The 13510-nt window shown below is 51.5% G+C and carries 9 protein-coding genes; 7 read left to right on the top strand and 2 right to left on the bottom strand.

Going from position 1 to position 13510, the window contains the following annotated elements:
• Window positions 1–348 precede the first annotated feature (348 nt).
• The 6 genes from yeaG to CRO19_RS18525 all read left to right on the top strand — a co-directional run bounded on the left by yeaG (window position 349) and on the right by CRO19_RS18525 (window position 9073).
• A complete protein-coding gene (gene yeaG, locus CRO19_RS18550; RefSeq protein ID WP_097097158.1) occupies window positions 349–2283 on the top strand; it encodes a protein kinase YeaG in 1935 nt (644 codons plus the stop codon).
• A gap of 90 nt (window positions 2284–2373) precedes the next feature.
• Window positions 2374–3648 carry a YeaH/YhbH family protein gene (locus tag CRO19_RS18545; protein WP_097097157.1) on the top strand — a complete coding sequence of 425 codons (1275 nt, stop codon included), beginning with the start codon at window positions 2374–2376 and terminating at the stop codon, window positions 3646–3648.
• Between the two features lie 231 nt (window positions 3649–3879).
• Window positions 3880–5607 (top strand): potassium/proton antiporter, encoded by a 1728-nt coding sequence (locus tag CRO19_RS18540; protein ID WP_097097156.1) that lies wholly within the window; start codon window positions 3880–3882, stop codon window positions 5605–5607.
• A 77-nt stretch (window positions 5608–5684) separates the two neighbouring features.
• Window positions 5685–5918 carry a DUF1480 family protein gene (locus tag CRO19_RS18535; RefSeq protein ID WP_097097155.1) on the top strand — a complete coding sequence of 78 codons (234 nt, stop codon included), beginning with the start codon at window positions 5685–5687 and terminating at the stop codon, window positions 5916–5918.
• Between the two features lie 376 nt (window positions 5919–6294).
• The gene (gene wbaP, locus CRO19_RS18530; protein WP_097097154.1) at window positions 6295–7761 is read left to right on the top strand and encodes an undecaprenyl-phosphate galactose phosphotransferase WbaP; all 1467 of its coding nucleotides are present in this window, start codon (window positions 6295–6297) and stop codon (window positions 7759–7761) included.
• A gap of 118 nt (window positions 7762–7879) precedes the next feature.
• Window positions 7880–9073, top strand: a complete 1194-nt coding sequence (locus CRO19_RS18525) for a multidrug effflux MFS transporter (RefSeq protein ID WP_097097153.1) — start codon at window positions 7880–7882, stop codon at window positions 9071–9073.
• Here CRO19_RS18525 and dadX read toward each other — a convergent pair.
• Together dadX and CRO19_RS18515 are read right to left on the bottom strand one after the other, a co-directional pair.
• Window positions 9066–10136: a catabolic alanine racemase DadX gene (gene dadX, locus CRO19_RS18520; RefSeq protein WP_097097152.1), complete on the bottom strand. Its 1071-nt coding sequence runs from the start codon at window positions 10134–10136 to the stop codon at window positions 9066–9068. The two genes, CRO19_RS18525 and dadX, sit on opposite strands and share 8 nt — an antisense overlap.
• Before the next feature lie 21 nt (window positions 10137–10157).
• Window positions 10158–11459, bottom strand: a complete 1302-nt coding sequence (locus CRO19_RS18515; protein ID WP_097097151.1) for a D-amino acid dehydrogenase — start codon at window positions 11457–11459, stop codon at window positions 10158–10160.
• 494 nt (window positions 11460–11953) lie between these two features.
• Between CRO19_RS18515 and CRO19_RS18510 the strand changes: the two genes are divergently transcribed.
• The gene (locus tag CRO19_RS18510) at window positions 11954–13489 is read left to right on the top strand and encodes a SpoVR family protein (RefSeq protein ID WP_097097150.1); all 1536 of its coding nucleotides are present in this window, start codon (window positions 11954–11956) and stop codon (window positions 13487–13489) included.
• Window positions 13490–13510 lie beyond the last annotated feature (21 nt).

Raw genomic sequence — 13510 nt, 5'->3', positions numbered from 1 at the left:
CGGTTAACGTTTAATGATGCTCTGGAGGCGGCGCGGAGGAATTATCTGAGCCGCCTCCTTGCTATCCATGCTTAGGTTGATTGTCTCAGTGCTTATGAGACTTTGTTATTGATATATCGCTGATTAAGGTTAAAAGTGGCAGCAGGTTTTCTGATTGCCTTCTACAGTTAAATGTAAGACGAGACTTTTTGTACGAGCAGAGTAACCGAAATAATTGTGTATCCCGATAAAAAAACGTCAGGTTGGCATAAGGGTTGCTGTACTCATTAAAGAATATCTTCCGGGAGCTGCTATAACCTTTAATTACGCTCCTTTACCTGTGCTAAAAACGAAAGGACGGGCATCGCTATGAATATATTCGATCACTATCGTCAGCGTTATGAAGCTGCCAAGGATGAAGAATTCTCACTACAGGAATTCCTCGCCATCTGTAAACAGGATCGTAGTGCATACGCCAACGCTGCCGAACGACTCTTAATGGCCATCGGTGAGCCGGTGATGGTTGACACTGCGCAAGAGCCACGCCTTTCCAGAATCTTCTCCAACCGCGTCATGGGACGCTACCCTGCCTTTGAAGAGTTTTACGGTATGGAAGAAGCGATTGAGCAAATCGTCTCCTACCTGAAACACGCTGCGCAGGGTCTGGAAGAGAAGAAACAGATTCTCTACTTATTGGGCCCAGTGGGCGGCGGTAAATCGTCGCTGGCTGAACGACTGAAAGCGTTGATGCAGCGAGTGCCGATTTACGTGTTAAGCGCGGATGGCGAACGCAGCCCGGTAAATGATCATCCGCTGTGCCTGTTCAACCCGCAGGAAGATGCCAATATTCTGGAAAAAGAGTATGGCGTACCGCGGCGTTATCTCGGCACCATCATGTCGCCTTGGGCAGCGAAGCGTCTGCATGAATACGGCGGTGATATCACTCGCTTTAAAGTGGTAAAAGTCTGGCCGTCAATTTTGGAACAGATTGCTATAGCTAAAACCGAGCCGGGTGACGAGAACAATCAGGACATCTCTGCGCTGGTCGGTAAAGTGGATATCCGCAAACTGGAAAATCACGCGCAGAACGATCCTGATGCCTACGGCTACTCAGGTGCATTGTGCCGCGCGAACCAGGGTGTGATGGAATTCGTTGAGATGTTTAAAGCGCCAATCAAAGTGCTACATCCGCTGCTGACCGCCACGCAGGAAGGTAACTATAACGGGACTGAGGGCATCTCTGCTCTGCCGTTTAATGGCATCATTCTGGCGCACTCCAATGAATCAGAATGGGTCACTTTCCGTAATAACAAAAACAATGAGGCGTTCCTTGACCGTGTTTACATTGTCAAAGTGCCTTACTGCTTACGCGTTTCTGAAGAGATTAAGATTTACAATAAGCTGTTGGATCACAGTGAGTTAACCACTGCTCCTTGCGCACCGGGAACGCTGGAAACGTTGGCCCGCTTCTCAATTCTGTCGCGCTTGAAAGAGCCGGAAAACTCCAGCATCTACTCAAAAATGCGCGTATATGATGGTGAAAGCCTGAAAGATACCGATCCAAAAGCGAAATCCTGGCAGGAGTATCATGATTACGCGGGCGTAGATGAAGGCATGAACGGGCTCTCTACGCGCTTCGCGTTTAAAATTCTGTCACGGGTGTTCAACTTTGACCATGCCGAAGTGGCGGCTAACCCGGTGCACCTGTTTTATGTGCTGGAACAGCAAATTGAGCGCGAACAGTTCCCGCAGGATCTGGCGGAGAAATACCTTGAGCATCTGAAAGGCTACCTGATTCCGAAATATGCCGAGTTTATTGGCAAAGAGATTCAAACCGCCTATCTGGAATCCTACTCTGAATACGGCCAGAACATTTTTGACCGCTACGTAACGTACGCTGACTTCTGGATTCAGGACCAGGAATATCGCGACCCTGATACCGGGCAGCTCTTCGACCGCGAGTCACTTAACGCCGAGCTGGAAAAGATCGAGAAACCTGCAGGGATCAGCAACCCGAAAGATTTCCGTAATGAGATTGTTAACTTTGTTTTGCGTGCCCGCGCGCAGAACAGCGGCCGCAATCCAAACTGGACCAGCTATGAAAAACTGCGCACGGTAATCGAGAAGAAAATGTTCTCGAATACCGAAGAGTTGCTGCCGGTGATTTCGTTTAATACCAAGACCTCGACGGACGAACAGAAAAAACACGATGATTTTGTCGATCGCATGATGGAAAAAGGCTATACCCGCAAGCAAGTACGCCTGCTGTGCGAGTGGTATCTGCGCGTGCGTAAATCGTCATAATCGTTACCTGTAAGCGATACGGCATCATGGTGCCGTAACATGAGGCCGGGTATCCCGGCCTGAGCTTGCAATGCAGTTTGGGGGAGTTTTATGGCCTATTTTATCGATCGGCGTCTGAACGGTAAGAATAAAAGCGCCGTCAATCGGCAGCGCTTTCTGCGCCGTTATAAGTCGCAAATCAAGCAATCGATCTCCGAGGCCATCAATAAGCGTTCGGTGACCGATGTCGAGAGCGGCGAATCGGTCTCGATTCCAATTGACGATATTAATGAACCGAGTTTCCATCAGGGTCGCGGCGGCAGTCGCCATCGCGTCCACCCAGGGAACGATCACTTCGTGCAGAACGACCGTATCGAGCGTCCACAAGGCGGCGGTGGCGGTGGAAGCGGCCAGGGCAACGCCAGTCAGGATGGTGAAGGCCAGGATGAATTCGTTTTCCAGATTTCTAAAGACGAATATCTCGATCTGTTATTTGAGGATCTTGCGCTGCCGAATCTGCGCAAGAATCAGCATCGTCAGCTAAATGAGTACAAAACGCACCGTGCTGGATTCACCTCAAACGGTGTGCCTGCCAACATCAGCGTGGTGCGTTCGCTGCAGAATTCGCTCGCTCGTCGGACGGCGATGACTGCGGGTAAACGTCGCATGCTGCATGAGCTGGAAGACACACTGAAAGAGGTGGAGAACAGCGAGCCGGCTCAATTGCTGGAAGAAGAGCGGTTACGCAAAGAGATCGCTGAATTGCGTGCGCGCATCGAGCGGGTGCCGTTTATTGATACCTTTGATCTGCGTTACAAAAACTTTGAAAAGCGGCCGGAACCCTCCAGCCAGGCAGTCATGTTCTGCTTGATGGACGTGTCAGGTTCGATGGATCAAGCGACTAAAGATATGGCGAAGCGCTTTTATATCCTGCTGTATCTGTTCCTGAGCCGAACCTATAAGAACGTTGACGTGGTATACATTCGCCACCACACGCAAGCGAAAGAAGTGGATGAACAGGAGTTCTTCTACTCGCAGGAAACCGGCGGCACCATCGTTTCAAGCGCACTTAAACTGATGGATGAGGTGGTGAAAGAGCGTTATGACCCGGCACAATGGAACATCTACGCGGCGCAAGCTTCGGATGGCGATAACTGGGCTGATGATTCTCCACTCTGTCACGAGATTTTAGCTAAACATATTCTGCCAGTAGTACGTTATTACAGCTACATCGAGATTACGCGCCGAGCTCATCAGACCTTATGGCGCGAGTACGAGCACCTGCAGGCGATGTTCGATAACTTTGCGATACAACATATTCGTGAGCCAGAAGACATCTACCCTGTATTTAGAGAACTTTTCCACAAACAGGCTGCTGAAGCCTAAGTTTATAAGCCGGTCACCGACCGGCTTTTTCTTTTCCGCGGCTACGCTCACTCCCCCTGAAAAACTGTGCTTTTTTCATACGAATTTAACCTTATATGGGATGCCGACCCGCAGAATGAAAAAAAGTGCAATTAAGCGCTGACAAGCTATTGATAAGGCATTATCTTTTCAGCTTGTCTGTGTGAATCCCCCCGCAGTTTGTTTTTTTGGTCCCGCCGCAGGAGAACGCCGTTGAATACCAGCATGATTTACAGTTTGTTCATTATTGGTTCCGTGCTGGTTGCAGCAAGTATTTTGCTGAGTTCATTCTCTTCACGCCTTGGCATTCCCATTCTGGTCATCTTCCTTGCGCTCGGCATGCTGGCCGGAATTGATGGCATTGGTGGTATTGCCTTCGACAACTACCCGGTTGCCTATCTGGTTTCTAACCTTGCGTTAGCTATCATCCTGCTGGACGGCGGTATGCGTACCAAAGCCTCCTCGTTGAAGGTGGCTCTTGGACCGGCGCTATCGCTGGCGACCGTCGGCGTGATGATCACCGCCGGTTTAACCGGCGTCGCTGCCGCGTGGTTATTCAAACTTGATTTAATGCAGGGCTTCCTGATTGGGGCGATTATCGGTTCCACTGATGCCGCCGCGGTGTTTTCGCTTTTAGGCGATAAAGGTCTCAACGAGCGCGTGAGCTCTACGCTGGAAATCGAATCCGGCAGCAACGACCCGATGGCGGTGTTTCTTACCATCACGCTGATCGACATGATTCAGCAGGGCCAATCCGGTCTGAGCTGGATGTTCGTGGTGCATCTGGTACAGCAATTCGGTTTAGGCATCGTATTAGGCCTTGGTGGCGGCTGGGCGCTGCAGCAGTTAATTAATCGTATTAATCTCGCGCAAGGTTTGTATCCACTGCTGGCGGTAAGCGGTGGCATCATCGTCTTTGCGCTAACCACCGTCATGGAAGGCAGCGGCATTCTGGCGGTTTATTTGTGCGGTTTCCTGCTGGGTAACAGCCCCATTCGCAACCGCCACGGTATTTTGCAAACCTTTGATGGCATGGCCTGGCTGAGCCAAATTGGCATGTTCATTGTGCTGGGCTTGCTGGTGACGCCGTCCGACTTATGGCACATCGCTGTGCCGGCGATGATTCTCTCCTTGTGGCTAATTTTAGTCGCGCGGCCCCTTTCCATTCTGGTTGGTCTTCTGCCCTTCAAAGGCTTCACCGGACGCGAACGCATCTTTATCAGTTGGGTTGGCCTACGCGGCGCCGTACCGATTATCCTCGCGGTATTCCCGATGATGGCTGGATTAGAAAATGCCAAACTCTACTTCAACATCGCCTTCTTTGTCGTGCTGGTGTCGCTGATGCTGCAAGGTACGTCACTGGGCTATGCCGCTAAACGTGCAAAAGTTGTGGTACCGCCAACCGCATCGCCAATCAGCCGGGTTGGGCTGGATATCCATCCTGAGAATCCCTGGGAGCAATTCATTTATCAATTGAGCGCGGACAAATGGTGTGTGGGAGCAGCGCTGCGTGATTTGCAGATGCCGCGAGAAACACGAATTGCTGCCCTGTTCCGCGATAACGCACTGATGCACCCGAATGGTAATACGCGGCTAAAAGAGGGTGATGTACTCTGCGTTATTGGTCGTGAACGTGATTTACCTGCCCTTGGCAAAATGTTCAGCCAATCGCCGCCGGTGGCGCTGGATCAGCGCTTCTTTGGTGATTTTATTCTGGATGCAGACGCTCGCCTGCGCGATGTGGCGCAAATATACGGGCTCGAGTTGGATGAGCAGACGAACGATCAACAGTCGCTGGGTCAGCTGGTGATGAGCCTGCTGGGCAGCACACCGGTGGTTGGCGATCAGGTCGAGTGGAACCAACTCACCTGGACCGTGGCCGAAAAAGAAGATAATCAGATCGTCAAAATTGGCGTGCGCGTAATGGAAGAGAAGGAATAATCCGAGCTCTTAACGCTCGTAAACTGCGTGTTAACGACTATGCTCACTATTCAACCCAGCAAACACGGGAGAATATAATGGAACACGTGGTAAAAATCGGTCGCTATGAAATTGTTGATGCAACGTTCAATAATGACAATATGGAGACTGTGAGTATTCCTGGCAAAACCAATCCCGGCCTGGTGGACCAACTCGACGGCTGGGACAGTGAAACCAGTGTGCCAGCGTCAATTGATGGTAAGGCTGTCGATTTGCAAATTGGGCACTATGACAAGGAGCAGGACCTGTGGGTACTAAAAAAACCTGCCTGATTGCCGTTACCGCCATTTATTAAAATGGCGGTGATTCCGAAAAGCAGTCTTAAAAACAAGCATTATATTGTCGAACATTGAGATTTTAGCCTTATTTTTCATCAGATTACCCCATTATTTCTTTAGTCATTTATTTCCTTTTCAGACTATTTCCATATTAACTCTGTCAAATAACTCCTGCATACTCTTAACCGTTGCTGCAGCTTTTCGTGACGTGTATCACGTCTCAAACGGTCCTTTCCATGCAGCGCTTATGGCAGCACTGACTTATATCTCGCTGAAAATATTATTTTTCCTGATTTTCAGCGGACCACTCCTGAGCGCGTACTTGATTCTGGTCAGGCCATCTTTTACTTAAGAAAAGAGAGCAGGTTTTATGGCAAGTACTTTAATAATGAACAATGCAACCCGCTCGTGGAGCGGACTGCGCAAAAACCTCATCGCAAAAGTCGCACTGAGTGTCTCCGATTTAATAGCATTAAATTTGGCATTGTTTTTATCTGCCGCCACCGTGCAAGGTATTTGGGGTGAACTGGATACGTTTATTCCGCCGCAACAGATTGAATATCGTTTTATTGCGCAGTTAGGTTTATCCGTACTTTGTACCGCCTGGTTCTGGGTACGGATGCGCCATTACACCTACCGCAAACCGTTTTGGTTTGAATTAAAAGAGGTGATTAAAACGCTGTTTGTTTTCTCTCTGCTTGATCTGGCGCTGATTGCCTTTTCAAAATGGGACTTCTCCCGCATGGTATGGGTGTTCAGCTGGACCTATGCCCTGCTGCTGCTGCCGCTGATGCGAGCCGTGGTTAAGCGGGCCATTAACCGCGCAGGTCAATGGCAGAAGGAAACCATCATCATTGGTTCTGGTAAAAACGCCATGGAAGCCTATGCCGCGTTACAAAGCGAGGAGATCCTGGGCTACAACGTGCAGGCCTTTATCTCCCTCGATGATGACCAGCAGCATGAAAAAGTTAACGGCGTACCGGTTATCACCTGGAAAGATATCAACTGGCAAACCATGGACCGCGACAACACGCAATTTATCGTCGCCACAGAATATGAACAGCAAGTGGTGCGCGATAAATGGCTGAAGTTCCTGTCTAAAATGAAGTGTCGGTCGATCTCCGTGATCCCAACGCTGCGCGGTGTACCGCTGTATGGTACCGATATGTCATTCATCTTCAGCCATGAAGTGATGATTTTGCGCGTGAGCAACAACCTGGCGAAACGCTCTTCTCGTTTCCTGAAGCGTACCTTCGATATTGTTGTCGCTTCTATGCTGCTGGTGTTCCTTGGTCCGGTATTTGGATTGCTATGTGCAATGGTGAAGCGTGACGGCGGTAATGCGATTTATGGTCATGAGCGCGTAGGTCAGGATGGCGTGAAATTCAAATGCCTTAAGTTCCGCTCAATGGTGACCAACTCGCAAGAAGTGCTGCAGAACCTGCTGGCAACCAGCGAAGAGGCGCGTGCGGAATGGGATCGTGACTTTAAACTGAAAAACGATCCGCGCGTGACCAAAATTGGTAACTTCCTGCGTAAAACCAGCCTTGATGAGCTGCCGCAATTGTGGAATGTGATTCGTGGTGAAATGAGCCTGGTGGGCCCACGCCCCGTCATCGAGGCAGAGCTGGAACGCTATGCGGGTGATGTGGATTATTACCTGATGGCCAAACCCGGCATGACAGGTTTGTGGCAGGTCAGCGGCCGTAACGATATCGATTACGATACGCGCGTTTACTTCGATTCCTGGTATGTTAAAAACTGGGCGCTATGGACGGACATCGCCATTCTGTTTAAAACCGCGGGTGTCGTGGTGCGTCGCGACGGCGCTTACTAATACCCTCGACGCGATGCCTGCGCAGTTTGGCAGGCATCGCCTTTTCTTTTTATCCCTTTCTTTTTCCTCACAGAGTCATTACCCTTCCCGCTTGTTTAACAGGTCGTTTCGGTACGTAATGCAAAAATTCACCCTGATACTTCTAAGCCTCGTGCTGCTGGCACCGCTTGGCATTGATCTTTACCTCCCCACTCTGCCGCAAATCGCCGATGGCCTGAACAGCCCGGTGAGCCTCATCCAGCTCACCATTCCCCTGTTTTTGCTGGTGATGGGTATCGGTCAGCTGGTAACCGGACCACTGGTTGATAATTTTGGCCGTAAGCCAATCGCGCTGATTGGCCTGGGCTTGTACATCATTGGCAGCATCGTTGCGGCCACCGCCACGCAATGGCCGGTGTTCTTCCTGGCGCGTATCATCCAGGGTTGCGGCGTGTGCTGCAGCGCAGTAGTGGCCTTTAGTGGCGTGCGCGATCGCCTGAGTGGTGAAGATGCGGCTCGCGCTTACGGTTTTCTCAATGGCGCATTGAATATTGTTCCGGCTCTGGCTCCGCTGCTGGGCGGTATTCTGGCGGAAGCCTATGGCTGGCGCGCACCATTCTGGTTCCTGTGCGGTTATGCGGTAGTTATCGGATTGATTGTCGTCATCTGGCTGCCAGAAACGCGCCCTGCAGACACGCTGCGGGTAAAAGGGTTGCCGCTGGCGCAGTATGGCGCAATTGCGCGTGAACCACGCTTCCTTGCCTTCGCATTTGCTAATGCCGGTGCGTTGGGCATGGTGCTAACGTATGTTTCACTGGCGCCGCATGTGTTGATGACCGAAGGCGGCCTCACGCCACTCCAATTCTCCTTTGCCTTTGGCGCCAATGGTTTTTGGATCATGCTGGTAAGCGCCTTCGTGAATAAAACCATTCGCAAAGCGGGACGCCCGTTCTGTCTGGCGATGGGTTTTGCGACGATGTTGATTGGCGCCATTCTGCTGATGATGGGCACAGCACTGTTTCCGGCCGCATGGCAAAACCATTGGGCGCTATACATGATCCCGGTGGCCGTTTCTGTGGCAGGATTAGCGTTTACCGTCGGACCGGCCACCAGCTATGCGCTGGAGCCGTATCAACAGCAGGCCGGTGTCGCTGCAGCCTTACAAGGATTTATACAGATGGCGTGCGGTGCCGGTGGAAGTATGGCCATCGTGGCCCTACCGGTGGCGGAGAAATCGTCTCTGGCATTGATGATGCTGACGGGTGCAGCGCTGGCCCTCATCGCCTGGCGCTGCAGCAAAAATATGCGCGGCAGCGTGACCGCGCTTAAATAACCTCAACCGGAACGCGTGGCGCGAGCGCACACATCAGCTCGTAGCCCACCGTTCCGGCGGCTTTTGCAACCTCATCGATCTTAACCTGATGACCCCACAGCTCAACCTTCGAGCCAATTCCGGCCTGCGGGCAAGGTTCCAAATCGACCATCATCATGTCCATGGAGATCGCGCCCAGGGTTTGCGTGCGCACGCCATCAACGCAAACGGGTGTGCCCGTTGGTGCGTGGCGTGGATAACCATCGGCGTAACCGCAGGCGACAATACCAATACGTTGTGCGGCACCAGCATGATAGCGATACCCATAACCAACACCATCACCGGCATTTAATTGCTGTACGCCAATGATCTCGCTGTTAAGCGTCATCACCGGCTGCAATCCGGTGCTGGCGATATCCTGCCAGTCGCCGCTGGGTGACGCGCCATAGAGAATAATGCCGGGACGTACCCAATCGAAATGTGCTTCCGGGTGCCACAACGTGGCCGCAGAGTTCGACAAGGAACGAGGACAATGCAACCCTTCTGCCGCCAGCTCCACACGCTTCATTGGCTCAATTAAGCCATCCGGATTTTCCGCATCGGCAAAGTGCGCCATCAGCGTCATCTCACCTACAGTCGGCAAAGCCCGCAGTTTTTGCCATGCCGCCTGCGCCAGTTCCGGTCGGAAACCCAGCCGATTCATGCCGCTGTTAATTTTCAGATAAACATCAACCGGCGCCGACAGCCGCGCTTTCGCCAGCGCCTGAATTTGCCAGTTACTGTGCACGCTGGTTGTAAGGCGATAACGATCGATCAGCGTTAAATCTTCCGCATGGAAAAAACCCTCCAGCAGGAGAATCGGTTTTTTCCATCCCTGCTCACGCAGCAGGATGGCCTCTTCCATATTTAACAGGGCAAACCCATCAGTTTCGGCGAGACTTTGCCACACGCGTGCCACACCGTGACCATACGCATTAGCCTTTACTACCGACCAGACGTGCGAGTGTGGAGCAGCCTGACGCACAGTAGCAAGATTGTGACGCAGCGCCTGTTGATTGATGGTGGCACCGGTTGGACGTGACATGCTTTAACTCTCCCTGAGGTTTTAACGCGTCGCGCTGGCGTTACGCAGTGGCGACGAATGGGGCTCAAAACCCGGCAGGTAGCGCAGCACGGACAAATCATCTGCGGCGATCGCCGGTTTCTGACCGGAAATTAAATCAGCCAGAAGCTGACCGGAACCACACGCCATCGTCCATCCCAACGTGCCGTGGCCGGTATTGAGATAGAGATTGGAGAGCGGCGTGCGTCCAACAATGGGCGTTCCGTCCGGGGTCATAGGACGCAATCCGGTCCAGAACGTGGCCTGTTCAACATATCCGCCCTCAGGATAGAGATCGCGGACCACCATCTCCAGCGTTTCACGTCGTGCTGGCAACAGTTTGGTGTTAAAACCAACAATTTCCGCCATGCCGCCCACGCGGATGCGATCGTCGAAGCGCGTCACCGCCACTTTGTAGGTCTCATCAAGGATGGTGGAAACCGGCGCAGCATCGGCATCTTTAATTGGAATCGTCAGCGAATACCCTTTCAGCGGATACACCGGGATTGAAAGGATATCTTTCAACAGCGCCGTCGAATAGGAACCAAACGCCACCACATACGCATCGGCTTTAATCACTTCATCGCCACACTTCACGCCATAAATGCGGTTACCTTCGCGCAGCAGTTGATCCACCGACGTGTTATAGCGGAAGGTGACGCCCGCCGCTGCGGCCATCTCAGCCAGACGCTGGGTAAACAATTGGCAATCGCCGGTTTCATCGTTAGGTAAACGCAGGCCGCCGGTAAGTTTGTGTGCCGTGGCCGCTAGCGCCGGTTCGACATTTTTCAGTTGATGCGCTTCCAGCAACTCATACGGCACGCCGGCATCGCGCAGCACAGCAATATCTTTACTGGCGCTTTCAAACTGCTGCTGAGTACGGAAAAGTTGCAGCGTCCCGCCCTGGCGACCTTCGTAAGCGATACCGGTGCTGGCACGCAGCGTTTTCAGGCAGTCGCGGCTGTATTCCGCGATGCGCACCATACGGCTTTTGTTCTCTTGATAGTGCTGCATGTCGCAGTTACGCAACATATTCCACATCCATTCCAGCTGGAACTTGCTGCCATCGAGACGAACCGCCAACGGGGCGTGACGCTGGAACATCCATTTTACCGCTTTGAGCGGCACGCCCGGCGCCGCCCAGGGCGCGGCATAGCCTGGCGATATCTGTCCGGCGTTACCGGCGCTAGTTTCTAACGCCGCTGCGGGCTGACGATCGATCACCGTGACGTCATGTCCGGCCTGAGCCAAATACCAGGCGCTTGCAACCCCAACCACACCACTACCAAGAATCACTACGCGCATAAGCCCCTCGTCGCAGCAAAAGAACAATTAACTACTAACCAAGCCCAAGGCAGCATAATTTCACCGCCAATCAAATCTTACATTCGATCGACATATTTCACATGTTTTTCACCTGCCTGCACACTGAAATCATGCAGCACATCAAAAATCAGGATTTTTTATGCCTTAAAACCGTTATTCAGCCATTTATTATGCGTCAGGGAGTGGTTTACTCTTTTTTCAGGAGAAAGCGCCGCAGTCATACATTTAACTTATAAACAGAGCATTACTCTGCAATCCATAATAAAACCAATATTTATCACATGCGGCGTCTTAACTGGCGCTTTTTGAATGATTTTCTGCCAAAAGAATTCGATTGAGATCCAGTTTCGGATAAGCGACAGTGGACTATCATTGAAGTGTTCGCTCAGTTTTATTGGGCCATCTTTACTCAGGATGAGGCCTTAAACGATCGTGACAGGTAATCCCTGCCGCTTGCAAAACAGAGGTGCGCTATGACGACAATCTTTGACGAGCCAACCCGCAGCAGTAAACGACTCAGTGACGGCCCAGACTGGACCTTCGAACTGCTGGATGATTATCTGGCGGAAATTGACCGGGTAGCGAAAAGCTACGGGCTGGAAACCTATCCGCACCAAATTGAAGTGATCACCTCCGAACAGATGATGGATGCGTACTCCAGCGTGGGTATGCCGATCAACTATGCACACTGGTCGTTTGGCAAGAAATTCATCGAAACCGAACAACGCTATAAGCACGGTCAGCAAGGCCTGGCTTATGAGATCGTCATTAATTCCAATCCGTGTATCGCCTATTTGATGGAAGAGAACACCATGACCATGCAGGCGCTGGTGATGGCGCACGCCTGTTATGGTCACAACTCTTTCTTCAAAAATAACTATCTGTTCCGTAGCTGGACCGATGCCAGTTCAATCGTCGATTACCTGCTGTTTGCGCGAAATTACATTACCGATTGCGAAGAGCGTTACGGTGTGGAAGAAGTGGAACGTCTGCTGGATTCCTGCCATGCGCTGATGAATTACGGTGTTGATCGTTACAAGCGCCCGCAAAAGATTTCACTGCAGGAAGAGAAAGCACGGCAGCAGAGTCGTGAAGAGTATTTGCAGAGCCAGGTGAATACGCTGTGGCGCACGCTACCGCGCAAAGAGAAGGAGTCGGTACACGTTGAGGCTTCACGCTACCCTTCTGAGCCGCAGGAAAATCTGCTCTACTTCATGGAGAAAAATGCACCGCTGCTGGAATCCTGGCAACGTGAGGTGCTGCGTATTGTCCGCAAAGTCAGTCAATACTTTTATCCGCAGAAACAGACGCAGGTGATGAATGAAGGTTGGGCCACCTTCTGGCACTACACCATCCTGAATCATCTGTATGACGAGGGCAAAGTGTCGGAACGCTTTATGATGGAGTTCCTGCACAGCCACACCAATGTTGTGTATCAGCCGCCGTATAACAGCCAGTGGTATAACGGCATCAACCCGTATGCACTGGGCTTCGCAATGTTCCAGGATATCAAGCGCATCTGTCAGACACCTACCGAAGAAGATCGCTACTGGTTCCCTGATATTGCCGGTTCAGATTGGCTGAAGACCCTGCATTTTGCGATGCGCGAGTTTAAGGATGAAAGCTTCATCAGCCAGTTCCTGTCGCCAAAAGTAATGCGTGATTTCCGGTTGTTTACGGTGATGGACGATGATCGCAACAATTTCCTCGAAATTGCGGCTATTCATGACGAAGCGGGTTATCGCGCTATTCGGCAGCAGCTGTCGGCGCAATATAATCTGAGCAATCTGGAACCTAACATTCAGGTTTATAACGTCGACTTACGCGGCGATCGTTCTTTAACGTTGCGTTACGTGCCGCAACAGCGGGCACCGCTTGATAAGAGCCGTAAAGAAGTTCTGAAGCATGTACATCGCTTATGGGGCTTTGATGTCATTCTAGAGCAGCAGAATGAGGATGGCAGCGTAGAGTTGCTGGATCGATCGCCCGCGCGCGGTCCATCGCTATAACAAAAAAACCGGACTGTGAAG

Source organism: Candidatus Pantoea floridensis (assembly GCF_900215435.1).
Classification (GTDB): Bacteria; Pseudomonadota; Gammaproteobacteria; order Enterobacterales; family Enterobacteriaceae; genus Pantoea; species Pantoea floridensis.
Note: the sequence above shows the minus strand (reverse complement) of the source record. Positions and strands in the feature narration are given on the sequence as shown.

Excerpts from the sequence above, each read along its gene's own strand:
- yeaG (WP_097097158.1), top strand. The coding sequence starts at position 349 with ATGAATATATTCGATCACTATCGTCAGCGTTATGAAGCTGCCAAGGAT.
- CRO19_RS18545 (WP_097097157.1), top strand. The coding sequence starts at position 2,374 with ATGGCCTATTTTATCGATCGGCGTCTGAACGGTAAGAATAAAAGCGCC.
- CRO19_RS18535 (WP_097097155.1), top strand. The coding sequence starts at position 5,685 with ATGGAACACGTGGTAAAAATCGGTCGCTATGAAATTGTTGATGCAACG.
- wbaP (WP_097097154.1), top strand. The coding sequence starts at position 6,295 with ATGGCAAGTACTTTAATAATGAACAATGCAACCCGCTCGTGGAGCGGA.
- CRO19_RS18525 (WP_097097153.1), top strand. The coding sequence starts at position 7,880 with ATGCAAAAATTCACCCTGATACTTCTAAGCCTCGTGCTGCTGGCACCG.
- dadX (WP_097097152.1), bottom strand. The coding sequence starts at position 10,136 with ATGTCACGTCCAACCGGTGCCACCATCAATCAACAGGCGCTGCGTCAC.
- CRO19_RS18515 (WP_097097151.1), bottom strand. The coding sequence starts at position 11,459 with ATGCGCGTAGTGATTCTTGGTAGTGGTGTGGTTGGGGTTGCAAGCGCC.
- CRO19_RS18510 (WP_097097150.1), top strand. The coding sequence starts at position 11,954 with ATGACGACAATCTTTGACGAGCCAACCCGCAGCAGTAAACGACTCAGT.